The sequence below is a fragment of the Streptomyces sp. NPDC057877 genome, assembly GCF_042796855.1.
In the GTDB taxonomy this organism is placed as follows: Bacteria; Actinomycetota; Actinomycetes; order Streptomycetales; family Streptomycetaceae; genus Streptomyces.
The window spans coordinates 242,802-268,246 of sequence record NZ_JBHVMS010000013.1; the positions used below are offsets into that span (position 1 = coordinate 242,802).

Here is a 25,445-nt window from a genome sequence, read left to right on the forward strand (position 1 = left end):
GGCCTTCGACGCGGGCGGGAGGCGGCGGTGGACGGTGTACGTCCGGGTCCCCGCCGCCTTCTCCGCGCTGCTGCTGCTCGTGTGGTTTCCCCTGATCAGCGGGCGGGTCGACGACCGCTACCAGTCCGCCGCCGGGCTCTCGGCGGACGGCTTCCTCGGCCGGTGGCTGCTGATCAGCGCGGCGCTGTTCGCGGGGTCGGCGGTGGTGTTCGTGGCGCGGTTGCGCAGGGCCGCGAAACACCGCCCCCCGGCCGACCACTGATCGACGGCACGCCAGCCCGCGCGGCGGGCGTGCCGCAGCAGCGCCGGGGTGCCCACGCGGGCCCACGGGAACGGGGTGCCCGCGGTGCGGTGGGCGGCGGCGAGGTGGACGACCTGGACGTGGACGCGTTCGTCGATGTCGGACGGGGCGGTCTCGGCGATCAGGAGGCCGTCGCGGGCGACGAGTGCGGTCAGGCGGTCGAGGAGGGCGAGCGGGTCGCCGCCTATGCCGATGTTGCCGTCCATGAGCAGGGCCGTGCCCCAGCGGCCCTCGCCGGGCAGCGGGTCGAAGACGGAGCGGCGCAGGGCCCGGCCGCCGTGCCGGACGGTGTGGGCGACCGCGGCCTCGCTGACGTCGATGCCGAGGGCACGGCGGCGCCGCGCGACCAGCGCCGCCACCAGCCGCCCCGGACCGCAGCCCACGTCGAGTACGGCGCCCTCGCAGCGGTCCAGGACCGCCAGGTCCACCGGGTCGGCCGCCGCGCACCACCGCTCCACGTCCAGCGGCAGCAGCCATCCGTCGGCCCGCTCCAGGAACAGCGGGCCCCGCCCGGCGCGCAGCGCCTCGGAGTAGGGGTCACCGGCATCCCAGGGGGCCGGGGCCTCCCACAGGTCGGCCGTAACCACGGTCGTCAGATCGCGGGCCGTGCTCATCGGCCCGTCGGCGCCGTCAGGCGGGTCAGCGCGGCGGCGAACCGGCCGTGCGGCGCGGCCACCGCGACCGCCTCGGCGTCGGCGGCGGTGTCCACGTCCCGCAGCCGCGGCAGGTCCCGCACCCGCAGTCCCGCCTCGGTGAGCCGGGCCCGCTGGACGGCCCCCGTCACCGGCGTCGACATGGGCACGCCCCGCAGCAGTGCGGGGTCGGGGTCGGCCAGGCCCAGCGCCCAGAAGCCGCCGTCCTCGGCGGGCCCGAGGTACGCGTCGCCGTCCGCGAAGTCCACGGTCAGCAGCTCGGGCGTCACCTGGGGTGTGTCCATGCCGATCAGCAGGGCCGGGCCGGTGCACGCGGCGAACGCCTCGGCGAGCCGCTCGTCCAGCCCGCCCGGGCCCTGCGGCACGACGTCGAAGCCGGGCGGCAGCCAGGGCCCCGGCGCCCCGTCGAGCACCAGTACGCGCCGGGACGCGGGAGTCGCGGCGACGGCGTCCAGGGTGTCGGCGAGGGCCGCCGCGGCGAGCGACGCGGCCTCCCCGGGCGTGAACGGCGGGGTCAGACGGGTCTTCACCCGCCCGGGGCGCGGCTCCTTGGCGATGACGAGCAACGTGCTCAACGGGGTGTGCCTTCCGAGAAGGTGGTCAGTGGTCGTGGGGCGGGCGGTTCGGCCAGCACCCGGCTCATGTCGCGCACCGCCTGCCAGGTCCCCCGCCAGGTGCCCGTCACCTTGGACGCGCCGGTGCGCGGCAGATACGGCACGTCGTGCTCGGTGACGCGCCAGCCCGCGTCGGCGGCCCGCACCACCATCTGGAGCGGATAGCCGCTGCGCCGGTCGGTGAGCCCGAGCCCGAGCAGCGGCTCGCGGCGGGCCGCGCGCAGCGGGCCCAGGTCGCGCAGGCGCAGTCCGGTGCGGCGGCGCAGCATCCGGGACAGCGCCAGGTTCCCGGCGCGGGCGTGCGCGGGCCAGGCGCCCCGCGCCTGCGGACGGCGCCGCCCGAGCACCAGGTCGGCGGCGCCCGCGCGCACCTCGGCGACGAAGGGCACCAGCAGCCCCGGGTCGAGGGAGGCGTCGCAGTCGCAGAAGCAGACGATGTCGGCGGTGGCGGCGGTCAGCCCCGCGTGGCAGGCGGCGCCGAAGCCGCGGCGCGGCTCCCGCACCACCGTCGCGCCCAGGTCACGGGCGATGTCCGGGGAGCCGTCGGTGGAGCCGTTGTCCACCACCAGCGCCCGCCAACCGGCGGGGATCCGCTCCAGCACCCAGGGCAGCGCCTCGGCCTCGTCCAGACAGGGCAGGACGACGTCGACCCCGGCGCTCACCGCCGCCCCCCGGCCATCCCGGCCCGCGCGAACTCCCGCATGCCCTCCTCGAACCCGACCTCCGGTTTCCAGCCCAGCTCGGCCCGCAGCCGCGCCGAGTCCGCGGTGATGTGCCGTACGTCGCCGAGCCGGTACTCGCCGGTGACGACGGGCTCGGGCCCTGCGCACGCGGCGGCCAGCGTCCGCGCCATCTCCCCGACGGTGTGCGGCTCGCCGCTGCCGGTGTTGTACGCGGTCAGGGCACCGCCCGGCAGCTCCGCCTCCAGCGCCGTGACATTGGCCGCCGCCACGTCCCGGGCGTGCACGAAGTCCCGCCGCTGGTGCCCGTCCTCGAACACGCGCGGCGCCTCGCCGCGGGCCAGCGAGGACCGGAAGAAGGAGGCGACCCCGGCGTAGGGGGTGTCGCGCGGCATCCGGGGCCCGTAGACGTTGTGGTAGCGCAGCGACACCGCCGCGCCGCCGGTCGACCGGGCCCACGCGGCGGCCAGGTGCTCCTGCGTCAGCTTGGTGGTGGCGTACACGTTGCGCGGGTCCACCGGCGCGTCCTCCGCGACCAGCCCCGGCACCAGGTCGGCCCCGCACGCCGGGCAGCGCGGCTCGAACCGTCCGGCGTCCAGGTCGGCGACGGCGCGCGGGCCGGGCCGCACCACGCCGTGGCGCGGGCAGTCGTACCGCCCCTCGCCGTACACCACCATCGACCCGGCGAGCACCAGCCGCCGTACGCCCGCCTCCGCCAGCGCGGCCAGCAGGACGGCCGTACCCAGGTCGTTGCGGGAGACGTACTCCGGCGCGTCGCCGAAGCCGGTGCCCAGGCCGACCATGGCCGCCTGGTGGCAGACGGCGTCCACCCCGTTCAGCGCCCGGGCGACCGCGTCGGCGTCCCGCACGTCCGACCGGGCGTCCGCCCGCACGTCGTAGACGACGGGTTCGTGCCCGCGCGCCGTCAGCTCCTCCACCACATGGGATCCGATGAACCCGGCACCGCCGGTGACCAGTACACGCATACGGCCACGCTAGATCCGCGACCCGGCCGCGCCGCAGGGCCGCGCCCGGCACGTCATGACTCCGTAAGAGGTCATGCTTCCGGTTTCCCCTCGGTGAGCCTGGCCTCCAGATCGCGCAGGTCCTTCACCAGCGAGGAGCGCACCTGCCGGGACAGCAGGGGCGCGGCCAGCCGGTAGAAGCCGCCCTCGCCGCCGCGGACTTGGAGCCGGGCGCGGGTGCCGGGCGGGTGGGGCTCGAAGGTGTAGGTGACGTGCATCGGCAGCGGGCCCGCCATCGACCGCATGTCCAGCAGCCGGGGCGGATCGTAGGCGTCGACGCGCAGGACGTAGTCGATACGGCGGCCCAGGAAGTACGCCGTACGGGTGACCTCGGCGCCCACGCCGAAGCCGCCGCCGTCCGCCGGACGGGTCAGCTCGGCCGTGCGGATGCCCTGCGTCCACTCGGCGTCGTGCCGCCAGTCCATGGCGTACCCGGCCACCCGCTCGGGCGGGAACGGGAGCACCCGCTCCGCCGCCACGTCGATGCCGCCCATCGCACCCGCCTCGTCCCGGTCCCCACGGCGCCCGTCGCGCCGGTGGCGGGTCCAGGATGCGCGCCCCCGCTCACCTCCGCAGCCCGCGCGGCACGGCCGCCGCGGTGGCACCGGCCGCCAGCGCGGTGCCGGTCAGGGCGAGGGCCTGGGCGGTGCGGCCGGGCGGGGCCGGGCGCGACGCGGGCGGTCCGGCGTCCGGCGGTTCCGCCAGGTGTGCCGCCTCCTGGCCGCCGCTGGCCAACTCCTGGATCCGCAGCGGTTCCACCGGTGGCCCCACCCGCCAGCCCGCTCTCTCCAGCCCCCGCAGCGCCGCCGCGGCCTCCGGTTCGCGCACCCCCCTGAGGTTTCCTCCCGGTGTCGTCCCGCAGCGGCATGCCGGGTACTCCGCGCCCCTTCCGGGCAACCGTGCGCGGTCGTGGCCGGTCGCACACCGTGTCGCTGTTGGGCCGAACGGGTGACTTGGCGTAAGAATTGGCTGGTGCAGGAGATGAGTGCGAGTCAGATCGGGGGAGCCGGTGCACCGTCACGACGTCACCGATGAACAGTGGGAGGGGCTCGCCCAGGTGGTTCCGCTGCGCGGCCGGGACGCCTGGCCGTCCGCGGTGGACCACCGCGCGCACCCGGAGGCCGAGACCGAGGCCCGGCGCCGCTTCGTCGTCCTCCGCGTGAACGTCTTCGCCGACGCCCGCGAGGTCGCCGAGACCGTCATGTCGGGCATTCCCGTCCTGCTGGACCTCACCGGCGCGGAGCCGGACGTGGCTAAGCGCGTCCTGGACTTCAGCACCGGCGTCGTCTTCGGCCTGGCCAGCGGGATGCATCGGGTGGACCGCAATGTCTTCCTCCTCACCCCGCCGGGCACGGAGGTGCAGGGGCTGATGGAGGGCATGGGGGTGCCGGGGGCCTGAGGCGGAGGTTCCGGAGAGGACCGTATTGTCGCCCGATCGTAGGAAGGTCTGGTTGGCGGAACGGTTCGGCGGACGGGTGGAGGAATACCGTCCGGATATGCCGGTGTCATCCCAGGTGGTCGTCCCGAGTGTGCCCGCCGCCGCGCGCCCCGCGCGGCCCTGTGTCAGCGAGCTGCGGCTGTCCGCGTTCGCCGGGCACCGGGGCGTCGGGCTGCCGTTCGGGCCGGTCACGCTGCTCGCCGGGGCCAGCGGGTCGGGCAAGAGCAGCGCGCTGCGGGCGTACCAGGCGCTGGCGCGGCTCGGGGGCGGGGCGCGGCTCGGCGAGGTGTTCCCGGACCCGGTGGCGTGCGTGCCGGAGCGGGCCCGGCCCGACGCCCAGCGGCGCCGGGGGTTCCGGATCGGCTGTACGGCCGACGGTCCCGAGGGGCCGGTACGGCTCGACGTCGCCGTCCAGGCGGAGCCGGAGCTGCGGGTCGTGGGGGAGCGGCTGACCGCGGGCGGGCGGGTGCTCCTCGAGACCGCGTTGCGCGACCCCGGGCGCCGTACGGTGCAGGCCGCCTGGCACACGGCCGGTGCCGCCCCGGTCACCCGTGCCCCGCTGCCCGACGACCGCCTCGGCACGCCGCTGCTGCCGCTGCGGGTGGCCGGGAAGACCGACGGGCAGCGGCAGGTGCTCGCCGCCGCCGAGCAGATGGTCGTCGCGCTGCGCTCGGTGTACGCCTGCGACCCCTGCCCCGCCCGGATGCGTGCCCCCGCCGCCCTCGGCTCCGGGCGGCTGCGCACCGGCTGCGACAACCTCGCCGACGTGCTGTGGCGCACCCGCGCCGAGTGCGGGCAGCGGCACGCGCGGTACGTCGAGACGGTGGGCCCGGGGTGTGCGGGGCGGGTCGTGGACGTGCTGGCCGAGGCGGAGGCCGACGGCACCGTCCGGGCCCTGCTCGACCGGGGTGACGGCATCCGCACGGCGTTCGCCCGGCTCGGGGACGGGGAACTGCGGTATCTGGCGCTGGCGCTGGTGCTGGTCTCCGGGTCCGCCGTGCTGGCCCTCGACCCGCGCGGTGAGGTGCCGTCCGGTCGGCGCGACCTCACCCTGCTCGCCGACCGCTTCGACCGCGCGCTGGACCCACGGCAGCGGGCGGGGCTCCTGCTGCTGGCGGTGCGGATGGCGGGGCACGGGGGCCTGCGCTGTGTCGCCGCGGTGAGCGACCCCGGGTGGGCGGCGGGGGCGTCCGGGGTGACAGTGGTACACCTGGGGCCGTGACCGAACCTCTCGACGTGGCGAAACTCCAGCGCAGGCTGGTCGAGTTCGCCGCCGCCCGCGACTGGCAGCCGTACCACACGCCCAAGAACCTGGCGGCCGCCCTCAGTGTGGAGGCCGCCGAACTGCTGGAGATCTTCCAGTGGCTGACCCCGGAGGAATCCGCCCGGGTGATGGCCGACCCCGGGACCGCGCACCGGGTCACCGACGAGGTGGCCGACGTGCTCGCGTATCTGCTGCAGTTCTGCGCCGCGCTCGGCGTCGATCCGCTGGCGGCGCTGGACGCCAAGATCGACCGCAACGAACAGCGGTTTCCCACGTGACGGTTGCCGGGAGGTGACAAGTGGCGGAGCGCTAGGCTCCGCAGTTACTCTCCGTATCGAAAATCGGGCTGCCATCCGAATTGTTGTCCACAATTTTCCGCCTTCCTCTGATATTTGGACTCAAGCTCCCTCACTCTGGGTAGTGAACAAGGGAGTTCGGGCGGACGCGCGGGAGCGCGCGTCATGACGACGGGGACAGCGCATGGACGCGGTGCGGCTCATCGTGGCGAGCAGGCGTGCCCTGGCGGGAAGCGGCGAGGTGCCGCGCATCCTCACGGAGGTGTGGCAGGCGCAGGCCCTGGCCCAGGCCATCGGCAGCCGCCTCGCCGTCTCCGGCCCGCCCGAGCTGCGCGGCGAGGCACTGGGCCTGACCGAACTCGCGGGCCGTGGCTGCGGAGTGCTGGACACCCCGGAGCTGGCCCCCGGCGAACTGCGCGCGGCCCAGCTGACCGAGCTGGGCGACGCCCGCCAGACCCTCCTCCGCCTCGGCGGCCTCCTCGGCGAGGTCGGCATCGCCCTCGTCGGCATCACCTGCGCCGCCCCGGACGAGGGCACGTACTGGCAGTGCATGGAAGCCATCGACGCCGCGGACGAGTCCCGCGACCGGGTCGTGGAGATGCTCAGCAAACTGGCGGACCGGGAGCAGGTGTTACGGCAGCAGTCGCTACCGGAGCGGGAGGCGGGGTAGGGGCGGGCCCTCACCGGGGCCTACGGGCTGGTCACCCCCGGCTGTCGCGCACGGCGCAGGTGCATGGCCCGTAACGCCGCCTCCAGGGCGAAGCGGTGGTCCGGGTCGGTGAGGCGGTCGCCGAGGTGGGCGTCCAGGTTGCGGAGGCGGTAGCGGACGGTCTGGGCGTGCACGCCGAGCATCTCGCCGACCTGTTCGGCGGGGGCCCGGGTGGAGACATGGACGCGCAGGGTCTCCACGAGGCGGTCGCGGCGGCTGGCGGGCAGGCCGTCCAGCGGGGCCAGCTCCCGGGCCGCGAGGTGGGAGACGAGAGGCGCGTCGGACAGCAGCCAGATCGTCACCAGATGGTCCTCGCAGCGCACCAGCGGCGCGTCGGCCACGGCACCCTCGTCGATGAGCTGGAGCACCCGCCGCGCCCAGCGGAGCGAGTCGGCGGCCTGGGCCAGCGGCACGGTCAGGCCCACCACGGCATGCGCGCCGGACAACGCGGCGTCGAGCATGGTCAGGCGCTCCGGGGTCAGCGCTCCGGGGATCAGCAGATGGGCGTGCGGCGCGTCCAGGTCCGCGAGGACGTCCGCGGCCAGCCCCGCCTCCAGGTGCTCGGGCACCGGGGCGCGCAGGGCGACCATGGTGACCTCGGCGGGCAGTTGCCAGGCGGCCGTCTCGCACAGCCGGGGCAGTTCCTGCGGCAGCGGCGGCGCGGCGAGGATCAGGTGGAGCAGCCGCCTTCGCTGGGCCGACACCTCGGAGGAGGCCCGGGACAGCACCTCGACATAGCCCTCACGCGAGATCGACTCCAGCTCCTCCACATACGCGAACAGCGCGTCGGCGAAGGCGAGGATGAGGCTGGGGGAGAGGTGGTACTGCTGGCCCACGGCCTTGGCGCGGCGCAGCGCGACCCGGGCGCCCAGCCGGAACGCCCCTTGCAGCGTGTCCAGTTCACGGCCCTCGTACGCCTCGACCCGGCCGAACTTGCGCAGCAACTGGTCGCGCAGCACGGAACTCTTGCCGGGTTCGGCGACCCGGTCCACGAAGGCGGACAGCGCCTGTTCGACGCCCTGGCGGATGGCGCCCGCGTTGGGGCCGTTGAGCAGACGGCCGTAGACCGGGTAGGCCCGGGTGACCTCGGCCCGTATCTCCTTGATGAGGCCGGGTAACTCGGGTCTCATCAGGGCGGCGAACTCCTTGGGGAGGGGTCCGATCGGTTCACCGACCTCCGGCGGGTGCGTGATGGAAGACATGAGGCGTCCCTTGCTCTCCGTTGCGCCCGGGGTGGGGGGTGCGGCCGTGCGCTCGCGCCCCGGGTGGGGGGCGTGGGCGCACGGCCGGCCGTCAGGTGCTGCCTGTCTGGGCTGATGAAGTTAAAACAACTTCGTTTCGCCGTACACAGCTTGTGCACATTTCGACGCGGCGGGACGGCAGGGGACTGAGGGGACGGCTGAGAATCGCCGGTGTGCGGCCATTAGTCGACGGCGGAGTGCCAGGCCTGGGAGAGCACCTTGCCCGCGTTCGGCGCGACGGTGCCGGGCGCCGTCAGACCGGCCAGATGGGTCTGGCTGCTGTTGAGCGTCAGGTTGTTGGACCCGGCGGGCGCGGGCAGTCCCGTCTTGGCGTTGACGGCGGCGTTGACCAGCCCGAGGCCCAGACCACAGCCGGTCGCGCCGGGCACCGCGAAGCCGTCGTCGTTCTGGGTGGCCCCGGTGAGGTTGATACGGCTCATCTCCCCGTCGTCGGCGGTGGTGCCGTCGCCGTTGAAGAAGGAGATGCCGAAGTCCGGGAAGGTGAGGTTCTCCGGGCGCAGCACGATCGGGTTGGACCTGCTGCCGATGTAGCAGTTGTCGCCGAGGATCGGGTTCTGCAGGTGGATGCGGACCGGCAGGGCGACGATCGGCTCGCCCGTGACGATGCCCGCGGTTTGGTTGAAGGCGTACGGCGTCCCGACGGACTCCACCGTGGCGGTGATCTTGTTGAGGGTGCTGTTGCTGAGCTGCTCGCAGATGGCCGTCACCCCGGGCATGTCGCTCGGGCACATCAGCCCCAGCAGCCCGCCGGGGACGGTCGCGGAGTCGGCGAGGAGCGCGCCGCCCGCCGGGGCGACGACCGTGCTCGTGCCGTCGGAGTTCTGGATGACGCCCATCTGGAGGTTGGTCTTGCCGGTCGTCACGGTGGTGTTGCCCAGCTTGATGGAGCCGCTCGCGGAGGCGGCGACCACGCACTGCGGGGTCTTCGCCAGGCCGTCCGCGGCCAGCATCACCGGGGCGTCCACGGGGCAGCGGGTGAAGGGCGCCCACTCGCCGTTCGGCTGTGCCGCGGCGGCGGTCGCCGTGCCGGTGGCGGCGAAGGCGGCGAGCGCGGTGCCGAGCGCGGTGGCGGTGGTGGCGACTCTGGCGCCGAGTGCGGAGCGGTTCATGGGGTGTGGCCTTCCGTGAGGTCGGGGCGTGCGGGGGAGTGGTTCAGCGTTCCGGAACGGGGATGAGCAGGGGCTGGAGGTCCTCGGTGCACTCGTTCGGGTTCGGCACCAGCACGGCGCAGGTCTGGCCCTGGATCTGCTTGATGTAGTTGCCGGGGCCGGAGACCGACGCGGTGAGCAGCGGGTCGAGGTCCTCGCCGCCGGTGCCGCAGCCGGTGAACGCCGGGATGGCGAACTCGCCGGTCAGCGGGCCGCCGGAGGACAGCAGATAGCCGGTGGCGACCTCACCGACGACCTGTTCGCCCCGGCCGAAGAGGACCAGGTGGTCGCCGGGGTTCTGTTCGGGGTCGGGTTCCGCCGAGGTGAGGGGCTTCTCGGTGCGGCAGTCGGAACCGACGTCCAGCGGCGTCCCGTTCACCTCCAGGGCGGTGACCCGCAGCACCAGCGGCACCCGGACGTGGGTGTCCAGGCTGATGAAGTTCTGGAGGAAGTCGTAGAACCCGGCGGAGCTGATGGTCATCGGGCCGGTCTGCTCCAGCACCATGGTGGCCTTCGTCGGGGTGAAGCCGAAGGTCAGGAACGTGGCCTGGAAGGGCGGGATGCGCTGGCGGCCCTCGTCGTGGAGCTTGCCGGTGGAGAACTGGGTGAGGTTGGCGCCGCTGAAGTCCGGGAGGAACTCCAACCCCAGCTCGCCCTGGACGAGCAGCGTGCACGAGAGGGGGATCAGCGACGCCCCGTCCAGTTTGCGCACATTGGAGTAGCCGGTGATGTACGCGGCCATCGAGCCCTGCACCGGCGGGTTCTGCTCGTCGTGCTTGCAGGGCGGCGCGGACGCGGCGGGCGTCGCGCCGTCCGGCGTGGTCTCGGTGATCCGCGGGGCGCGCTCGCCCTGCCGTTCCCGCTCCCCGGGCGAGGGCGAGGCCGAGGGCGACGGGGACGGTGAGGTGCCCGGCGGTCCGGTGGTACCGGGGCCGGGGTCCTCGCCCACCGCCACGGTCGCCAGCAGCCCGCCGTCCGGCGCGTCCTCGGCGAGGGCGCACTCGACGGTCAGCGAGGCGGGGTCGGTGGGGGCGCCGTCCGCGGTGGTCGGGGCCAGGTCGACGGTGAGGTCCCCGGCGGTGAAGCGCAGGTCGCCCGTGGCGCCCGCGGTGACCGAGGGGACGGCGCCCGTCGCGGTCAGGGTCAGCGGGCCGGAGGGCGGGACGGCGACGGGTGCGGCGGTGCCCCGCCAGGTCGCCTCCGCGGTGCTGTCGCCCTGGGCGACACCGACGACGAGCCGGGTCGCGGCCAGGGTGTCGGCCGCGCCGAGCGCGGTGAGGTCGGCCGTGGCCTGCTCGGGCAGTTCGACGGTGGTGGTGACGTCCTGCGGCTGGAGGGGCTCGCCGGTCGCCGCCCGGTCGGGGAGGGTCGCCGAGATCCGTACGCTCGCGGGCTGCGGGCCCGACGGCAGGGTGCAGACGTAGGGCAGTGCCGTGTCGACCGTCTGCGGGCCCGCGGCCACCGCCTGGGCGGGGAGGGTGGCGGCCAGCACGACGAACGCGGCGGTCGTCGCGCTGCGGGCCCGGGTACGGGCCGGGTGCCGCGGGGTGGTGCGTGGGCCTCTCATCCAGTGCTCCGGTCGGTCGTCGGTCGGTCCCCGGGGGCTTGCGGCGGGTGCGGGCGGACAGCCCGCGTGCGCCCGGCCGGTGTCACCGGCCGGGCGGCTGCGTCGCTGGCGCCGATCACGGGGGGTTGGAGCCGACGACCTTCGGGATGGTGGTGGTGCCGGTCACCTTGACGGCGTAGTTGCCCTTGAAGATGGGCTTGGTGGCGGTGGTCACGACCGAGCCGCAACCGGAGGGCGCGGAGACCGACAGCTCCCCGGAGACGCTGTTGACCGCGAGGATGCCGGTGGAGTTGGTGTAGGTGCCGGAGGCCTTGCCCGAGACGGTGAACGAGCAGGTCCCGGCGGTCACCTTGGCCACGATGTTGCCGACGTAGCCGGTGGTCACGCCGCCCCCGGTGGAGGCGTTGTAGTCGGTCGCGTAGATGGTCCAGGGCAGGGTGGCCACGGTGGTCACGTTGCCCAGGACGCTGGTGCACGGCTGGGTGGGGGTGCCGAAGTTGATGGAGGCGATGGAGGCGATCGCCGCGGGGTTGCCGGTGGCGCTCTGCATCGAGCCCGACGCCGTCGACGTCGTACACGTCATCGGTATTCCGGCCGTCATGACGATGTTGCCGCTGTTCGGCGCGGTGTAGTTGGCCGGGGACGGGGTGACGGTCCAGACGGTGGACGGCACCGCGGAGGCCGGGGCGACGGCCATACCGAACGCGGCCGCACCCGCGCCGGCCACGACGGCCATTCTTCGCATGGGCTTATTCATGATTCTGGGACGCTCCTTGGGATTGAGGGCAGAGGTCCACGGTCCGGAATATCTCCGGCCGCGACCTCGACGTTACTTGCGGGAAACTTAGCCGAACAATGCCATCGACCATGATTCTTTGAGGTCCCGGAAACATCTGTCCTTCGAGTGAGCGATCCACGGTCGGCTTTAGTCAGCCGGTGCTAAGACCGGCGTTCCCCGAGGTCCGGCCGCCGGGTCCGCCGCTTTTGCGCCGGGTGACAAAACCGGTTCCCCTTTTTGGGTGCGCGCTGACAGATTGCCGATGGCCGAACCGAAACTGTTGGAAAACTCAGAACCCGCTCTTGCCTGCCGAGGTTACTCAGCCGTAGCGTGCCGGACACGGCGCTGATCTCCTGGTGGGTGCCCCCCCGTGCCGGGGAGGCGCGACGGATGATTTCCGGCCTCGCCCTCCTTCCGGGCCGGACATTCGTCGGCAGGGCCGCGCGCGGCCCTCCCTCCCTGGAGGCGCGTGGCCCTGCCTCGTATACGGACGGCGAGTCTGTGTACGGGGAGACAAGTGCCGGACCGCTGTTTGTCTGCGTGGTGACAAAGAGCGGGGCAGTGCGCGGAACGTGTGTCCCGCCTGTTGTCAGTGCACCGCGCACCGGCTTAACGTGCGCTCCGCGTGCACCGCGGTCCCGGCCTTTTTTGGAGGTGATGTGGGAATCGAAGTGGCGGTCGAGGGGCTGACCATGTCCTTCGGCAAGCAGACGATCTGGCAGGACGTGTCCCTCACGCTGCCACCCGGTGAGGTCAGTGTCATGCTGGGTCCCTCCGGGACCGGAAAGACGGTGTTTCTCAAATCGCTCATCGGGCTGCTCAAACCGCAGCGCGGCCGGGTCCTCATCAATGGCGTCGACATGGTGAACAGTCCGGCCCGCGATATTTACGAGACCCGGAAAATGTTCGGGCTCATGTTCCAGGACGGTGCCCTTTTCGGTTCCATGTCGGTCTTCGACAACATCGCCTTTCCGCTGCGCGAGCACACCCGTAAGAAGGAGTCCGAGATCCGCCGTATCGTCATGGAGCGGATCGAGGTCGTCGGCCTGCTGGGCGCCGAGGGCAAGCTGCCCGGGGAGATCAGCGGCGGTATGCGCAAGCGGGCGGGCCTCGCCCGGGCGCTGGTGCTCGACCCGCAGATCATCCTGTGCGACGAGCCGGACTCCGGGCTCGACCCGGTGCGCACCGCCTACCTGTCCCAGCTGCTGATCGACCTGAACGCGCGCACCGACGCGACCATGCTGATCGTCACCCACAACCTCGACATCGCCGCCAAGGTCCCCGACAACATGGGCATGCTCTTCCGGCGCGAGCTGGTCACCTTCGGCCCGCGCGAGGTGCTGCTCACCAGCGACGAGCCGGTCGTGGCGCAGTTCCTCGACGGCCGCCGCGAGGGGCCCATCGGGATGTCGGAGGAGAAGGACGCGGCCACCCTCGCCGCGGAGGCGGGCACCCCCACCGACGCCGGGCCGCGCCCGATCGTCCCGCAGCTGGAGCCGTCCCCGGGCCTGCCGCCGCGCCGCGCCGTCGACCGGCGACGTGAGCGTGTCATGGGCATGATCAACACGCTGCCGTCGCCCGCCCGCCGGGCCATCGAGAAGACCTACGCCGCCACTCCCACCCTGCCGATGCCCACGGCCGGGAGCGGCGCATGATCACCGCGGCGCTGCGGGAGACGGGTCACCTCTTCGCGCTCGCCGCCGAGGTGACCCGCGCCGTCTTCCGGCGGCCCTTCCAGTTCCGCGAGTTCATCGAGCAGTTCTGGTTCATCGCCAGCGTCACCATCCTGCCCGCCGCCCTCGTCTCCATCCCGTTCGGCGCGGTCATCGCCCTCCAGGTCGGCTCGCTCACCCAGCAGCTCGGCGCCCAGTCGTTCACCGGCGGGGCCAGCGTCCTCGCCGTCGTCCAGCAGGCCAGCCCGCTCATCGTCGCCCTGCTGATCGCCGGGGCGGGCGGCTCCGCGATCTGCGCCGACCTCGGCTCCCGCAAGATCCGCGAGGAACTCGACGCCATGGAGGTCATGGGCGTCTCCCCGGTGCAGCGCCTGGTCGTGCCCCGGGTGCTGGCGACCATGGGCGTCGCCGTCCTGCTCAACGGCCTGGTCTCCGCCGTCGGCATCCTCGGCGGCTACTTCTTCAACGTCTTCATGCACGACGGCACCCCCGGCGCCTACCTCGCCAGCTTCTCCGCCCTCGCCCAGCTGCCCGACCTCTACGTCAGCGAACTCAAGGCCCTCGTCTTCGGGTTCATCGCGGGCATCGTCGCCGCCCACCGCGGACTGAACCCGCGCGGCGGCCCCAAGGGCGTCGGCGACGCCGTCAACCAGTCCGTCGTCATCACCTTCCTGCTGCTGTTCTTCGTCAACATGGTGATGACGGGCGTCTACCTCCAACTCGTCCCGCCGAAGGGAGGCTGAGGCCGGTGGCCTCCCCGCTCGTCTGGCTCGACCGCTCCGGCGACCAACTCCTCTTCTACGGGCGCGCCCTGCTCTGGGTCCCGCGCACCCTGCGCCGCTACCTCAAGGAGGTGCAGCGCCTCCTCGCCGAGGTCGCCTTCGGCACCGGCGGCCTCGGCGTCATCGGCGGCACCATCGGCGTGATGATCGCGATGACCCTGTTCACCGGCACGGTCGTCGGACTCCAGGGCTACGCGGCCCTCGACCAGATCGGCACCGCCGCGTTCACCGGGTTCGTCTCCGCCTACTTCAACACCCGCGAGATCGCCCCCCTGGTCGCCGGACTCGCCCTGTCCGCCACCGTCGGCGCGGGCTTCACCGCCCAACTCGGCGCCATGCGCATCAACGAGGAGGTCGACGCCCTCAAAGGCATGGGCGTGCGCTCCATGCCCTACCTCGTCACCACCCGCATCATCGCCGGGGTCGTCGCCATCATCCCGCTCTACGCGATCGGGCTGCTCTCCTCCTATCTGGCCTCCCGCTATGTCACGGTCTGGTTCAACGGCCAGTCGTCCGGGACCTACGACCACTACTTCAACCTGTTCCTGTCACCCACGGACGTCCTGCTCTCCGTACTGAAGGTGCTGATCTTCAGCGTGATGGTGATCGTCGCCCACTGCTACTACGGCTACCGCGCCACCGGCGGACCGGCCGGGGTCGGGGTCGCCGTGGGCCGGTCGGTGCGCAACGCCATCGTGCTCATCAGCGTCACCGACTTCTTCCTCTCCCTCGCCCTGTGGGGCGCCACCACGACCGTGAAGGTGGCGGGCTGAGATGGGCGGCACCCGAGGCGCGACGGTGCGGCGCCGGTTCGCGGGTCTGGTGTTCCTGGCCGTGCTCGCCCTGCTGGTGGGGCTGGCCGTCGCCGTCTACGACAAGCGGTTCACCGACTCCGCGCCCGTGACCGTCGAGACCGGCAGCGTCGGCAACGAGATGCACCTCGGCGCCGAGGTCAAACTGCGCGGCGTCGTCGTCGGCGAGGTCCGTGACATCGGCGCCACCGGCACCGGCGCCCGGCTCACCCTCGCCCTGCGCCCCGGCGCCCTCGACGACATCCCGGCCGACGTACGCGCCCAGATGCTGCCGACCACCCTGTTCGGGGAACGGTTCGTGGCCCTCGTACCCCCCGCGAACCCCTCCGGGCGGACGCTGAGCGCCGGAGCCGTCATCCCGCAGGACCGCTCCGCGAACGCCGTGGAACTCCAGCAGGTCCTCGACAACGTGCTGCCGATGCTCACCGCCGTACAGCCGCAGAAGCTCTCCGCGACCCTCTCCGCCGTGTCCCAGGCCCTGGAGGGCCGCGGCGACGACCTCGGCGAGACCCTCGGCCGACTCGACGCGCACCTGCGGAAGTTCAACCCGCACCTGCCCACCCTCAACCGCGACCTGAAAGAACTCGTGAAGGTCAGCCACCTCTACGCCGACGCCGCCCCCGAGGTGATCACCGCCCTCACGGACGCGACCACCACCACCGGCACCCTCGCCGAGAAGGACGACGACCTCGCCGCCACCCTCGGCACCACCACCCGGGCGGCCGAGGACACCACCGCCTTCCTGCGCCAGAACAAGGACAACATCATCCGGCTGAGCGCCGCCTCCCGCCCCACCCTCGAACTGCTCGCCGAGTACTCCTCGTCGTTCCCCTGCACCCTGCGCACCCTCGCCGAGTTCGTCCCCGAGATGGACAAGGCGCTCGGCAAGGGCACCGACCGCCCCGGCCTGCGGGTCGACCTCACCACCGTGCCCTCCCGCGGCGCCTACCGCCCGGGCCGCGACACCCCCGTCTACGACGCCACCGGCGGCCCCCGCTGTCACCCCGTGCCCTACCTCGGCGTCCCCGCCCGGCCCGCCGCCGAGGTGCCCGCCTCCGCCGAGGCGGACCTCGGACCGGCCAACTCCCCGCAGGAGAACGACCTCGTCAACGAACTCCTCGCCCCCGCCACCGGCAAGCAGCCCGCCCACCTGCCCGACTGGAGCAGCCTGCTCGCCGGTCCCACCCTGCGCGGCACGGAGGTGACCCTCGGATGACCCCCCGCCGCGACCCGCACACCCGGCGCCGCCCGCTCACCGGACCGGTGCTCAAGTCCCTCGCCTTCCTGCTGGTGACCGCGCTCGCCACCACCGTCCTCGGACTGAGCGTGGCGAACACCGGCGTCGGCGACGACACCGTCACCTACAAGGCCCTCTTCACCGACGTCACCGGACTCACCGACGGCGACAGCGTCCGCGTCTCCGGCGTCGAGGTCGGCGAGGTCACCGACGTACGCGTGGTCGACCGCAGGCTCGCGCAGGTCACCTTCACCGTCCGCGACGACCGCACCCTGCCCCGCTCCACGACCGCCGCCGTGAAGTACCTCAACATGGTCGGCCAGCGCTACGTCTCCCTCGACCGGGGCAGCGGCGACCTCACCGGCACCCTCGGCGGCGGCGACACCATCCCGCTGGAGCGCACCGCGCCCGCGCTCGACCTGACCCTGCTGTTCAACGGCTTCAAGCCGCTGTTCGAGGGGCTCGACCCCAAGGAGGTCAACGACCTCGCGGGCTCCATCGTGCAGGTGCTCCAGGGCGAGGGCGCCACCGTCGACAGCCTGATCCGGCACATCGGCTCGCTCAGCACCACCGTCGCCGCCAAGGACGAGGTCATCGGCGAGGTGGTGGAGAACCTCAACACCGTGCTGACCACCCTCAACGACCGCGAGGCCGACTTCGACGACCTCGTGGACACCCTCCAGAAACTCGTCACCGGCTTCGACGAGGACCGCAAGCCCCTCGGCCGGGCCGTCGCCGCCATGGGCGACCTGACCACCGTCACCGCCGACCTCCTCGACGACGGACGCGAGCCCCTGAAGCGGGACATCCGCGAACTGGGCCGCCTCTCCGACAACCTCGGCGACGCCACCCCGCAGATCGAGGACTTCCTCGCCAGGACCCCCGCGAAGATGTCCGCGCTCACCCGGCTGTCGTCCTACGGCTCCTGGTTCAACTTCTACCTCTGCGAGGCCCGCGTGAGCGGAGTGACCACCTCGGACGGCTCCCGGCCGCCGACCGGCATCGCGGTCACCGAGGCGAGGTGCGGCGCATGAGGCTGAAACCCGTGGCGGAACGCAGCCCGGTCGCCGTGGCGCTCGTGGGCCTGGTCCTGCTGGCGCTGCTCACCGTCGCCGCGTTCAGCGCCGAACGGCTGCCGTTCCTCGGCGGCGGCACCTCCTACAGCGCCGACTTCACCGAGGCCGCCGGGCTCGACGAGGGCGACGAGGTGCGCGTCGCCGGGGTCAAGGTCGGCCAGGTGACCGGCGTGGCGCTGGACGGCGACCGGGTGAGGGTCACCTTCGAGGTCGAGGACGCCTGGATCGGCGACCGGACCACGGCGGCCATCGCCATCAAGACCGTACTCGGCGACAAGTACCTGGCCCTCGACCCGCTGGGCGCCGCCCGCCAGGACCCCGGCCGCCGCATCCCGCTGGCCCGCACCACCTCGCCGTACGACGTCACCCAGGCGTTCCAGGACCTCAGCGGCACCGTCGACGCCATCGACACCCAGCGGCTCGCGGAGAGCTTCGAGACCATCTCGCAGACCTTCGAGGACTCCCCGCCGCACGTCCGCAAGGCCGCCACCGGCCTGTCCGACCTGTCGAAGTCCGTCTCCAAGCGCGACCGCGAACTGTCCCGGCTCCTCCAGGGCAGCGCGCGGTTCACCAAGACCCTGGAGAACCGCAAGTCCAGCTTCGAGACCCTCATCGAGGACGGCGGCTCCCTGCTCGGCGAACTCCAGGACCGCCGCGACGCCATCAACGCCCTGCTGGAGGGCAGCCGCGACCTCGGCACCGAACTCAGCGGCCTGGTGACCGACAACAACAAACAGCTGAAGCCCACCCTCAAGGCGCTCAGCCGGGTCACCAAGGTCCTCCAGAAGAACACCAAGCAGCTCGACCGGACGCTCGCCCTGGCGGGCCCCTACTACCGCCTCGTCGGCAACACCCTCGGCAACGGCCACTGGTTCGACAGCTATCTGTGCGGGGTCGTCCCCCGCCACTACCTGCCCGAGGGCTCCCAGCCGGAGACCGGCTGCATACCACCGAAGGGGAGGGGGGCCTCATGAGCGGACGCAGACGACTCCTCGCCGTCGCGATCGCCCTCGCCGTGGTCGCCGCCGGACTGGCCGCGGCCCGCGCCCTCGACGACCGCGGCACCCGCCTGACCGCCTACTTCGACCGGGCCGTGGGCATCTACGCGGGCTCCGATCTGCGCATCCTCGGCGTCCGTGTCGGCGAGGTGACCTCCGTACGGCCGCAGGGCACGCGCGTCCAGGTCGGCCTCGAACTCGACGACGGCGTACGGGTGCCCAAGGGGGCGCGGGCCGTGGTGGTCGCGCCCAGTGTCGTCGCCGACCGGTTCGTCCAGCTCACCCCCGCCTACCGGTCCGGGCCCGCCCTCGCCGACGGCGCCGTGCTGCCCGCCTCCCGCAACCGCACCCCGGTCGAGATCGACCAGCTCTACGCCTCCCTGATCGACCTCAGCGAGGCGCTCGGCCCCGACGGCGCCAACTCCACCGGCGCCCTGTCCGACCTGCTGACCACCGGCGCCGCCAACCTCGACGGCAACGGCGAGGCCATCGGCGACAGCGTCGAGCAGTTCGGCAAGGCCGCCAGGACCCTCGACGGCTCCAGCGACGACCTGTTCACCACCCTCCGCCAGCTCCAGTCCTTCACCACCATGCTCAAGGACAAGGACAGCGACGTCCGCACCGCCCAGGAACGCCTGGACACCGTCGTCGGGTTCTTCGCCGACAACAAGGACGACCTCGCGGGTGCCCTCGACGAACTCGGCACCGCCCTCGGCCAGGTGAAGACCTTCATCGAGGACAACCGGGGCGAGCTGAAGGACAACGTCGACCGGCTGGTGCCCCTCACCCGCACCCTGGTCGCCCAGCGGACCTCCCTCGCCGAGGCCCTGGACGTCGCCCCGCTGGCCACGAGCAACTTCGTGGGCGCCTACGACACCGACATCGGCCGGATCAACGGCCGCACCAACCTCAACGAGCTGAGCATGGGCGGCCCCCTGCTGCCGCTGCCGGTCGCCGGGGACGGCGCGACCTCCGGGGAGGGGACGCGGTGAGACTCCTCAGGCGCGGCGCGCTGACCGTGGGCACCGGACTCGGCGGACTGCTCGCCCTCGGCCTCGGCTTCACCCTGGCACTGGGCGCCTTCTCCGTCGGCGTGCCCCGCTTCGACGGCATCGAGGACCTGCCGCTGCCCGGCGGCGCCGACCTCGGCCCGAACCCGTACACCGTCACCGTGGAACTCGACGACGCCCTCAGCCTCGTCCCGCACGCCGCGGTCAAGGTCAACGACGTCGCCGTGGGCCGGGTCACCGACATCCGCCTCGGCGACGACTGGGCGGCCCGCGTCACCCTCCAGATCAACGGCGACGTACGACTGCCCGCCGACTCCGGGGCCCGCCTCGAACAGTCCAGCCTGCTCGGCGAGAAGTACGTCCAGCTGGTCGCCCCCGACGGAGTCACCACCGCCCGTCCCCTCGGCGACGGCAACGTCATCCCGCTGTCCCGCACCAACCGCAACACCGAGGTCGAGGAGGTCTTCGGCGCGCTGTCCCTGCTCCTCAACGGCGGCGGCGTCAACCAGCTCAAGACCATCACCCGGGAACTCAACACCGCCCTCGGCGGCCGGGAACCCGAGGTCCGCTCGATGCTCCGACGGGTCGAGGAACTGGTGTCCGACCTCGACGACCACCGCGGCGACATCACCGACGCCCTCGACGGCGTCAACCGGCTCTCCGCGACCCTCGCCGGACGCGAGGACGACGTACGCACCGTCCTGACCGACCTCTCACCCGGGCTGAAGACCCTGCACGAACAGCGCGGTTCGCTGCTGACCATGCTGCGCTCCCTGGACACCCTCTCCGACGTCGCCGTCTCCACCGTCGACGCGAGCAAGGACGACATGGTCGCCGACCTCAAGGCCATCGCCCCCACCCTGAAGGCCCTCGCGGACGCGGGCACCGACCTGCCCGACTCCCTGGAGGTGCTGCTGACGTACCCGTTCACGGACGAGGTGCTGAACGGAGTGAAGGGCGACTACCTCAACGTGTACCTGAACCTGACGGCGGCGCCCGGCACCCAGGTGATTCCACCGCTGGTGCCGCAGGGCGGCGGATCCGAGAAGTCGGCACCGCTGCCGCTCCCGTCCCCCGAGGGAGGGCAGAAGCGGTGATCACCCTCGCGATCCGCCTGAAGAACCTGGCCTTCCTGATCATCGCCGTCCTGGTCCTGGGCTTCCTCGGCATCCGCTACGCGGACCTCGGCCGCTATGTGGGCGTGGCGGACTACTACACCGTCGACGTCGAACTTCCCACCACCGGCGGCCTGTTCACCCACTCCGACGTCACCTACCGGGGCGTGTCCGTCGGCCGGGTCGGCCCGATCGACCTCACGGCGGACGGGGTCGTCGCCGAACTGCGCATCAAGAAGTCCGCGCCCCGCATCCCCGCCGACACCCGGGCCGTGGTGGCGGGCCTCTCCGCGGTCGGCGAGCAGTACATCGACCTGCGCCCGGAGAGCGACGGCGGCCCCTACCTGGCCGGGGGCTCCCGCATCGAACGACCCGACACCGAGGTCCCCGCCCCCGTCACGGACGTCCTCAGCAGCGTCAACGACCTGACCAGATCCGTCCCCCTGGAGGAGCTGCGCACGGTCGTCGACGAGCTGGGCAAGGCCTTCGAGGGCCACGGCGACGACCTCCAGGTGCTCCTCGACAGCGGCAGCGACTTCGTCGAGGCGGCGGACCGCGCGCTGCCGTCGACGACCAGGCTGCTGACCGACGGCGAGACGGTGCTGCGCACCCAGGCCGAGGAGGCCGACGCCATCCGCGGCTTCGCCGACGGCGCCGAGGAACTCGCCCGCACCCTGAAGGGCTCCGACACCGACCTGCGCCGCCTGCTCACCGTCACCCCCGGCGCCGCCACCCAGATCAGCGGCCTGCTGCGCGACCTCGACCCCAGCCTCGGCGTCGTCCTCGCCAACCTGCTCACCACCTCCGAGGTCGCCGTCACCCGCCAGCGCGGCCTGGAGGAACTCCTCGTCACCTACCCCGCGGCCGTCTCCGCCGGAGCCACCGCCGTCGACGGCGGCAAACTCAACCTGGGCCTCGCCGTCACCTTCTTCGACCCGCTGCCCTGCACCAGCGGCTACGAGGCCACCCGCTTCCGCAACGGCCTGGACCTCGGCACCACCCCCGCCCTCAACACGGCCGCGTCCTGCACCGCACCGGCGTCCAGCGGCGTCAACGTACGGGGCTCCGCGCACGCACCCCGGGGCGGCCCCGTACCCGAACCGGCCCGACCCGGCACGCTCCCGCCCGGCGGCGCGTCCCTCCCCGGCGCGCTGGCCCTCCCCGACGTGGGCGACGACACCCCGTCCGGCGTCGCGGGCCTCCTCGCCCCACCCCAGGAGCGCGCCCGATGAAGCTGACCGGCTCCCGCGTCCTGACCGGCGCCGCCCTCGCCCTCTCCCTCGCCTTCTGCGGCACCGGCGCCTGGACCTACGCCCAGGCCCGCGCCGACGACTCCCTCGCCTACGGCCACGCCCGCGACGAGGCGCTGGCCGACGGGCGCGCCCGCCTCGCGGTCCTCACCACCCTCGACGCCTCGTCCCGCCAGACGGCTCAACAGGGCATCCGCGCCTGGGGCGCCGCCGCCACCGGCCCCCTCCGCGACGAACTGGCCCGCACCGAGCCCAAGGCGGGCGCCTCCGCCCGGGGCACCGTCACCGAGGCCGCCCTCACCTCCCTCGACGACCACACGGGCACCGCCAAACTCATCGCGACCGTCCGCGTCCAGGTCACGCCCCCCGGCGCCAAGTCCCCGACCACCGACCGCAAACGCCTGGAGGCCGTCCTGACCCGCACGTCCGAGGACGAGTGGAAGATCAAGGCCCTGAGCGCGATACCGCTCGCGCGGGTCGTGGAGGGGGGTGACGGCTCATGACGGGGTTGCTGCGCAGGGCGCGGCCGGGGGAGCCGCACGCCGTGGAGGACGAGCCGACCGGGACCGCCCTGCCCGCCGAGCCCACCGACGCCGACGCGCCGGGTACCGGCCCCGCTCGTCTGCGCCGCGCCGCCACCGCAGTGGCCTGCGTCGCTCTCCTCCTCCTCGGCTCCTGGTTCTTCTACGGCGCCCACGACCTGGAGTCCGACCCCTCCGCGGAGAACAGGGCCCTGACCGACGCCCAGGCCACCACCAAGGTCGCCGGGGACATCGGCAACGCCCTCGCGCGGGTCTTCTCGTACACCCCGGACGGCCTCGCCGCGACCGAGCGCTCGGCGCGGGCCGTGCTCGACGGGCGGGCGGCGCGGCAGTACGGCGACCTGATCGACCGGATCCGCGAGGACGTCGCCGCGCAGCGCGTCACCCTCAGCACCCAGCCCGTGCGCACCGGAGTGATCGAACTCGACGGGGACAGCGCCCGGCTGCTGGTCTTCCTCGACCAGGTCTCGCGCCGCGGCAAGGACGATCCCACCTCCGTGGCGGCCCAGCTCACGGTGACCGCGCGATGGGAGCGGGACCAGTGGCGGATCGTCGACATCACCACCCGCTGACCGGGACCGGGCCCGGGAGAGGAGACAGCCCCATGCAACGCACCAGCCGCGCGGTGTCGGCCACCGCCCTCGTCTTCGTGCTCCTCGCGGGCGGCTTCGCCGCCTGGACGGGCTGGGACTGGTACGACGCGGCCCACGACGACTCGGCGTCGTACGCCGCCCAGCGCGACCGGGCCCTGGCGGCGGGGGAGCAGGCCGTCCAGAACCTCAACACCCTCGACCACCGCGACCTGGACCGCGGCCTCGACCTGTGGGAGTCCTCCACGACCGGCGACCTGCACCAGCAACTGGTCGGCGGGCGGGCCGAGTTCGCCACTCAGGTGAAGGAGGCGAAGACCGTCACCACGGCCAAGGTGCTGTCCGGCGCCGTCACCGAACTCGACGACCGCGCCGGTCGCGCCCGGGTCCTGGTCGCCGTGCGGGTCACCGTGAAGGCGCCCGGCGAGGACAGCACCGACAAGGACAGCCGCCTGCTCGGCGAACTCACCCGCACCGGCGACCACTGGAAGCTCAGCGCCCTGGGGCAGGCCCCCGTCGGCGGCACCCCGGCCGGTTGACCGGCGTACGAGAGCCGTACGAGAGGACGACACACGCATGCCGACGACCACCCGTCACCACATCAACAGCCGACGCCGCCGCCAGGTCCGCGAGGCCACCCGCCCCCAGCCCACCGCCCCCACGCCGAAACCCCCAGCCCGCACCCCCGCCCCCACCCGCACCCGCCCCCGCTCCCGCCCTTCACTCCCGGTACTGCTCTGCGCCCTCACCCTCCTCCTCGGCGCCTTCGCGGGCTGGGCCCACTCCCGCGCCGAGGCCCTGCGCGACGACCCGGCCACCCGCAACACCGCCCTCACCGACGTCGCACGCACCAGCGAGATCAAGGGCCAGACCGCCAAGGCCGTCGCCGCCCTCTTCTCCTACGACCACGCCGACCCCGCCGCCTTCGAGAAGGCCGCCGAGCAACTGCTGACCGGCAGGGCCGTCGCACAGCACCGCGCCCTGCTGGGCGACGTCCGCGCCCGTGCCCAGCAGCAGAAGGCGGTGATCACCACCACGGTCACGGACAGCGCAGTCGAGCGCATCGACGGCGACCGGGCCCGGGTGCTGGTCTTCGCCGACCAGAGCAGCGTCAGCACGGCCGGAGAGACAAAGCAGGCAGAGACCGAGAAGGCAGAGACCGAGAAGGCAGAGACCGAGAAGGCCGACGACCAGGGCACGTACGCCGGAGCGATGCTCGCCGTGGACGTCGTACGGCGCGACGGCCGCTGGCTGGTCTCCGGCATCGACACCTTCGGCCGCTGACGGAACCGACGAACTCACCACCACAGGGGAGTGACAGCCATGCCCGCACGCCGCGCACGACGTCCGCACGCCCGCACCCGGCAGGGGCTGCGCACCACCGCCGTCGCCGTGGCCGCGGTCGCCGCCCTCACCGCCTCCCAGGCGCCGGGCGTGCCGGAGCGGGACCGGGGCCGCCCGGCCGCCGACGACGAGCCGGGCGCCCAGGTCGCGGACCTCCCGCTCACCGCGTACGCCCCGCCCGGCGACTCGTCGTACCACACCGAACTCCCGCCCCTGGTCACCCCGGACGTACCGCCCCGCCCCGCCGAAGCGGCCCGCGTCCGCGCCGAGTCCGGCATCCCGGGAACCGTGCTGCGTGCCTACCGCGCCGCGGAGCGGTCCGTCGGCCGCACCGACCCGGGCTGCGCGCTGCCCTGGGAACTGCTCGCCGCGATCGGCAAGGTGGAGTCGGGCCAGGCCCGCGGCGGCGCGGTCGACCGGCACGGCACGACCCTGGGCCGCATCACCGGACCCGCGCTCGACGGCAACGGGTTCGCGCTGATCCTGGACAGCGACAACGGCGCCCACGACGGGGACACGGTGTACGACAGGGCGGTGGGGCCGATGCAGTTCCTGCCGTCCACCTGGGCCCGCTGGGGCGCCGACGGCAACGGCGACGGCCGCTCCGACCCGAACAACATCTTCGACGCCGCCCTGGCCGCCGGACACTACCTGTGCGCGGGCGACCGGAACCTGAACCGGGCCGCCGACCTGGACCGGGCGATCCTCAGCTACAACTACTCGCGGTCCTATCTCCAACTCGTCCGCTACTGGCTGGACTTCTACCGCGACGGCGTCCACCCGGTGCCGGACGGCAAGGGCGTCATCCCGCGGTCACCGGGGGCCGGGGGAAAGACCCCGGCGACGGAACCGGTGGACGGCGGTGGCGGCACCGGAAAGGGCGGCGGCGGCATCGTCATCGGGCCGGACCCCACCCCGACCGGAACCTCCGGACCGGGCCGACCCTCCCCGTCCCCCTCACCCACCACCCCCACCCCCTCCCCGTCGACGACCTCCAGCCCCTCACCCTCCCCGTCCGGCTCGTCCCCCGACCCCACCGGCTCCCCGACCGATCAGACCTCGCCCACGCCGGACCCGACCGACTCACCCGACCCGACCCCCGACCCGTCGGCCTGCCCGTCGGACTCCCCGAGCCCCTCGGCGACCCCCGGCGGGGACGAGCCGACCTGCCCACCCGAGACGGAACCGGAACCGGAGCCGGAGCCGGAGGCGGCGGCGGGCTGACCCTGTCCACCCGCCGCCTGGAGATCGGCGCCCAGGGCGTTGAGGTCCGCGTTCAGG

28 protein-coding genes are annotated in these 25,445 nt (G+C 73.2%); 18 read left to right on the forward strand and 10 right to left on the reverse strand.

The features are described 5' to 3' along the window. Positions 1 to 117: 117 nt before the first annotated feature. The 6 genes from ACFVQG_RS34255 to ACFVQG_RS34280 form a co-directional block, all read right to left on the reverse strand. Positions 118 to 915, reverse strand: a complete 798-nt coding sequence (locus ACFVQG_RS34255) for a methyltransferase domain-containing protein (protein WP_383391223.1) — start codon at positions 913 to 915, stop codon at positions 118 to 120. After that, complete coding sequence (locus tag ACFVQG_RS34260) at positions 912 to 1,529, reverse strand: DUF2064 domain-containing protein (protein WP_383391226.1); 618 nt, start codon at positions 1,527 to 1,529, stop codon at positions 912 to 914. Before ACFVQG_RS34260 ends, ACFVQG_RS34255 begins: the two co-directional genes overlap by 4 nt. Beyond that, the gene (locus ACFVQG_RS34265) at positions 1,526 to 2,230 is read right to left on the reverse strand and encodes a glycosyltransferase family 2 protein (protein WP_383391228.1); all 705 of its coding nucleotides are present in this window, start codon (positions 2,228 to 2,230) and stop codon (positions 1,526 to 1,528) included. Before ACFVQG_RS34265 ends, ACFVQG_RS34260 begins: the two co-directional genes overlap by 4 nt. Continuing rightward, positions 2,227 to 3,234, reverse strand: a complete 1,008-nt coding sequence (locus ACFVQG_RS34270; RefSeq protein WP_383391231.1) for an NAD-dependent epimerase/dehydratase family protein — start codon at positions 3,232 to 3,234, stop codon at positions 2,227 to 2,229. The genes ACFVQG_RS34265 and ACFVQG_RS34270 overlap by 4 nt, the downstream gene beginning before the upstream one ends. A 71-nt stretch (positions 3,235 to 3,305) precedes the next feature. Continuing rightward, positions 3,306 to 3,767 carry an SRPBCC family protein gene (locus ACFVQG_RS34275; RefSeq protein WP_383391234.1) on the reverse strand — a complete coding sequence of 154 codons (462 nt, stop codon included), beginning with the start codon at positions 3,765 to 3,767 and terminating at the stop codon, positions 3,306 to 3,308. Positions 3,768 to 3,837: 70 nt separating this feature from the next. Further along, the gene (locus ACFVQG_RS34280; RefSeq protein ID WP_383391237.1) at positions 3,838 to 4,101 is read right to left on the reverse strand and encodes a hypothetical protein; all 264 of its coding nucleotides are present in this window, start codon (positions 4,099 to 4,101) and stop codon (positions 3,838 to 3,840) included. A 181-nt stretch (positions 4,102 to 4,282) separates the two neighbouring features. Between ACFVQG_RS34280 and ACFVQG_RS34285 the strand changes: the two genes are divergently transcribed. From ACFVQG_RS34285 to ACFVQG_RS34300, 4 genes are all read left to right on the forward strand, one after another. Continuing rightward, entirely contained in the window at positions 4,283 to 4,672 is a 390-nt protein-coding gene (locus ACFVQG_RS34285) for a cell division protein SepF (RefSeq protein WP_383391240.1), read from the forward strand. A 97-nt stretch (positions 4,673 to 4,769) separates the two neighbouring features. Then, a complete protein-coding gene (locus tag ACFVQG_RS34290; protein ID WP_383391243.1) occupies positions 4,770 to 5,933 on the forward strand; it encodes an ATP-binding protein in 1,164 nt (387 codons plus the stop codon). After that, positions 5,930 to 6,253, forward strand: a complete 324-nt coding sequence (locus ACFVQG_RS34295; RefSeq protein ID WP_383391245.1) for a nucleotide pyrophosphohydrolase — start codon at positions 5,930 to 5,932, stop codon at positions 6,251 to 6,253. Before ACFVQG_RS34290 ends, ACFVQG_RS34295 begins: the two co-directional genes overlap by 4 nt. 202 nt (positions 6,254 to 6,455) lie before the next feature. Continuing rightward, a complete protein-coding gene (locus tag ACFVQG_RS34300) occupies positions 6,456 to 6,941 on the forward strand; it encodes a DUF6099 family protein (protein ID WP_383391248.1) in 486 nt (161 codons plus the stop codon). A 20-nt stretch (positions 6,942 to 6,961) separates the two neighbouring features. Here the strand turns inward: ACFVQG_RS34300 and ACFVQG_RS34305 are convergent, their stop codons facing one another. The 4 genes from ACFVQG_RS34305 to ACFVQG_RS34320 all read right to left on the reverse strand — a co-directional run bounded on the left by ACFVQG_RS34305 (position 6,962) and on the right by ACFVQG_RS34320 (position 11,714). Next, entirely contained in the window at positions 6,962 to 8,182 is a 1,221-nt protein-coding gene (locus ACFVQG_RS34305) for a helix-turn-helix domain-containing protein (protein ID WP_383391250.1), read from the reverse strand. Positions 8,183 to 8,403: 221 nt separating this feature from the next. Further along, positions 8,404 to 9,351 (reverse strand): hypothetical protein, encoded by a 948-nt coding sequence (locus tag ACFVQG_RS34310; protein WP_383391253.1) that lies wholly within the window; start codon positions 9,349 to 9,351, stop codon positions 8,404 to 8,406. A 43-nt stretch (positions 9,352 to 9,394) separates the two neighbouring features. Beyond that, on the reverse strand, positions 9,395 to 10,957 hold the full coding sequence (locus tag ACFVQG_RS34315; RefSeq protein ID WP_383391256.1) for a DUF6801 domain-containing protein: 1,563 nt from the start codon (positions 10,955 to 10,957) through the stop codon (positions 9,395 to 9,397). Between the two features lie 115 nt (positions 10,958 to 11,072). Beyond that, on the reverse strand, positions 11,073 to 11,714 hold the full coding sequence (locus ACFVQG_RS34320) for a hypothetical protein (RefSeq protein WP_383391259.1): 642 nt from the start codon (positions 11,712 to 11,714) through the stop codon (positions 11,073 to 11,075). A 680-nt stretch (positions 11,715 to 12,394) separates the two neighbouring features. Between ACFVQG_RS34320 and ACFVQG_RS34325 the strand changes: the two genes are divergently transcribed. From ACFVQG_RS34325 to ACFVQG_RS34390, 14 genes are read left to right on the forward strand one after another with little or no spacing between them, the layout of a single operon-like run. Continuing rightward, positions 12,395 to 13,390, forward strand: coding sequence for an ABC transporter ATP-binding protein (locus ACFVQG_RS34325; RefSeq protein WP_383391262.1), 996 nt, complete (start codon positions 12,395 to 12,397; stop codon positions 13,388 to 13,390). Further along, positions 13,387 to 14,151 carry an MlaE family ABC transporter permease gene (locus ACFVQG_RS34330; protein WP_383391264.1) on the forward strand — a complete coding sequence of 255 codons (765 nt, stop codon included), beginning with the start codon at positions 13,387 to 13,389 and terminating at the stop codon, positions 14,149 to 14,151. The genes ACFVQG_RS34325 and ACFVQG_RS34330 overlap by 4 nt, the downstream gene beginning before the upstream one ends. 5 nt (positions 14,152 to 14,156) lie before the next feature. After that, positions 14,157 to 14,963, forward strand: coding sequence for an MlaE family ABC transporter permease (locus tag ACFVQG_RS34335; RefSeq protein WP_383391266.1), 807 nt, complete (start codon positions 14,157 to 14,159; stop codon positions 14,961 to 14,963). Position 14,964: 1 nt separating this feature from the next. Beyond that, a complete protein-coding gene (locus ACFVQG_RS34340) occupies positions 14,965 to 16,218 on the forward strand; it encodes an MCE family protein (RefSeq protein WP_383391269.1) in 1,254 nt (417 codons plus the stop codon). After that, on the forward strand, positions 16,215 to 17,273 hold the full coding sequence (locus ACFVQG_RS34345; RefSeq protein ID WP_383391271.1) for an MCE family protein: 1,059 nt from the start codon (positions 16,215 to 16,217) through the stop codon (positions 17,271 to 17,273). Before ACFVQG_RS34340 ends, ACFVQG_RS34345 begins: the two co-directional genes overlap by 4 nt. After that, on the forward strand, positions 17,270 to 18,289 hold the full coding sequence (locus ACFVQG_RS34350) for an MCE family protein (RefSeq protein WP_383391274.1): 1,020 nt from the start codon (positions 17,270 to 17,272) through the stop codon (positions 18,287 to 18,289). Before ACFVQG_RS34345 ends, ACFVQG_RS34350 begins: the two co-directional genes overlap by 4 nt. After that, positions 18,286 to 19,305 (forward strand): MCE family protein, encoded by a 1,020-nt coding sequence (locus ACFVQG_RS34355; protein WP_383391276.1) that lies wholly within the window; start codon positions 18,286 to 18,288, stop codon positions 19,303 to 19,305. The genes ACFVQG_RS34350 and ACFVQG_RS34355 overlap by 4 nt, the downstream gene beginning before the upstream one ends. Next, the gene (locus tag ACFVQG_RS34360) at positions 19,302 to 20,420 is read left to right on the forward strand and encodes an MCE family protein (protein WP_383391279.1); all 1,119 of its coding nucleotides are present in this window, start codon (positions 19,302 to 19,304) and stop codon (positions 20,418 to 20,420) included. Before ACFVQG_RS34355 ends, ACFVQG_RS34360 begins: the two co-directional genes overlap by 4 nt. Next, the gene (locus ACFVQG_RS34365) at positions 20,417 to 21,670 is read left to right on the forward strand and encodes an MCE family protein (protein WP_383391282.1); all 1,254 of its coding nucleotides are present in this window, start codon (positions 20,417 to 20,419) and stop codon (positions 21,668 to 21,670) included. Before ACFVQG_RS34360 ends, ACFVQG_RS34365 begins: the two co-directional genes overlap by 4 nt. After that, on the forward strand, positions 21,667 to 22,191 hold the full coding sequence (locus tag ACFVQG_RS34370) for a hypothetical protein (protein WP_383391284.1): 525 nt from the start codon (positions 21,667 to 21,669) through the stop codon (positions 22,189 to 22,191). The genes ACFVQG_RS34365 and ACFVQG_RS34370 overlap by 4 nt, the downstream gene beginning before the upstream one ends. After that, entirely contained in the window at positions 22,188 to 22,802 is a 615-nt protein-coding gene (locus ACFVQG_RS34375; RefSeq protein WP_383391286.1) for a hypothetical protein, read from the forward strand. The genes ACFVQG_RS34370 and ACFVQG_RS34375 overlap by 4 nt, the downstream gene beginning before the upstream one ends. 32 nt (positions 22,803 to 22,834) lie before the next feature. Then, positions 22,835 to 23,359, forward strand: a complete 525-nt coding sequence (locus tag ACFVQG_RS34380) for a nuclear transport factor 2 family protein (protein ID WP_383391288.1) — start codon at positions 22,835 to 22,837, stop codon at positions 23,357 to 23,359. A gap of 37 nt (positions 23,360 to 23,396) precedes the next feature. Then, positions 23,397 to 24,104 carry a hypothetical protein gene (locus ACFVQG_RS34385; protein ID WP_383391290.1) on the forward strand — a complete coding sequence of 236 codons (708 nt, stop codon included), beginning with the start codon at positions 23,397 to 23,399 and terminating at the stop codon, positions 24,102 to 24,104. Positions 24,105 to 24,143: 39 nt separating this feature from the next. Next, positions 24,144 to 25,388, forward strand: coding sequence for a lytic murein transglycosylase (locus tag ACFVQG_RS34390; protein WP_383391292.1), 1,245 nt, complete (start codon positions 24,144 to 24,146; stop codon positions 25,386 to 25,388). Positions 25,389 to 25,445 lie beyond the last annotated feature (57 nt).

Bases quoted from the DNA above. Each gene is read 5' to 3' on its own strand.
- ACFVQG_RS34255 (WP_383391223.1), bottom strand. From the start codon at position 915: ATGAGCACGGCCCGCGATCTGACGACCGTGGTTACGGCCGACCTGTGG.
- ACFVQG_RS34270 (WP_383391231.1), bottom strand. From the start codon at position 3,234: ATGCGTGTACTGGTCACCGGCGGTGCCGGGTTCATCGGATCCCATGTG.
- ACFVQG_RS34275 (WP_383391234.1), bottom strand. From the start codon at position 3,767: ATGGGCGGCATCGACGTGGCGGCGGAGCGGGTGCTCCCGTTCCCGCCC.
- ACFVQG_RS34290 (WP_383391243.1), top strand. From the start codon at position 4,770: ATGCCGGTGTCATCCCAGGTGGTCGTCCCGAGTGTGCCCGCCGCCGCG.
- ACFVQG_RS34300 (WP_383391248.1), top strand. From the start codon at position 6,456: ATGGACGCGGTGCGGCTCATCGTGGCGAGCAGGCGTGCCCTGGCGGGA.
- ACFVQG_RS34305 (WP_383391250.1), bottom strand. From the start codon at position 8,182: ATGTCTTCCATCACGCACCCGCCGGAGGTCGGTGAACCGATCGGACCC.
- ACFVQG_RS34310 (WP_383391253.1), bottom strand. From the start codon at position 9,351: ATGAACCGCTCCGCACTCGGCGCCAGAGTCGCCACCACCGCCACCGCG.
- ACFVQG_RS34315 (WP_383391256.1), bottom strand. From the start codon at position 10,957: ATGAGAGGCCCACGCACCACCCCGCGGCACCCGGCCCGTACCCGGGCC.
- ACFVQG_RS34320 (WP_383391259.1), bottom strand. From the start codon at position 11,714: ATGAATAAGCCCATGCGAAGAATGGCCGTCGTGGCCGGCGCGGGTGCG.
- ACFVQG_RS34330 (WP_383391264.1), top strand. From the start codon at position 13,387: ATGATCACCGCGGCGCTGCGGGAGACGGGTCACCTCTTCGCGCTCGCC.
- ACFVQG_RS34340 (WP_383391269.1), top strand. From the start codon at position 14,965: ATGGGCGGCACCCGAGGCGCGACGGTGCGGCGCCGGTTCGCGGGTCTG.
- ACFVQG_RS34345 (WP_383391271.1), top strand. From the start codon at position 16,215: ATGACCCCCCGCCGCGACCCGCACACCCGGCGCCGCCCGCTCACCGGA.
- ACFVQG_RS34350 (WP_383391274.1), top strand. From the start codon at position 17,270: ATGAGGCTGAAACCCGTGGCGGAACGCAGCCCGGTCGCCGTGGCGCTC.
- ACFVQG_RS34355 (WP_383391276.1), top strand. From the start codon at position 18,286: ATGAGCGGACGCAGACGACTCCTCGCCGTCGCGATCGCCCTCGCCGTG.
- ACFVQG_RS34370 (WP_383391284.1), top strand. From the start codon at position 21,667: ATGAAGCTGACCGGCTCCCGCGTCCTGACCGGCGCCGCCCTCGCCCTC.
- ACFVQG_RS34375 (WP_383391286.1), top strand. From the start codon at position 22,188: ATGACGGGGTTGCTGCGCAGGGCGCGGCCGGGGGAGCCGCACGCCGTG.
- ACFVQG_RS34380 (WP_383391288.1), top strand. From the start codon at position 22,835: ATGCAACGCACCAGCCGCGCGGTGTCGGCCACCGCCCTCGTCTTCGTG.
- ACFVQG_RS34385 (WP_383391290.1), top strand. From the start codon at position 23,397: ATGCCGACGACCACCCGTCACCACATCAACAGCCGACGCCGCCGCCAG.
- ACFVQG_RS34390 (WP_383391292.1), top strand. From the start codon at position 24,144: ATGCCCGCACGCCGCGCACGACGTCCGCACGCCCGCACCCGGCAGGGG.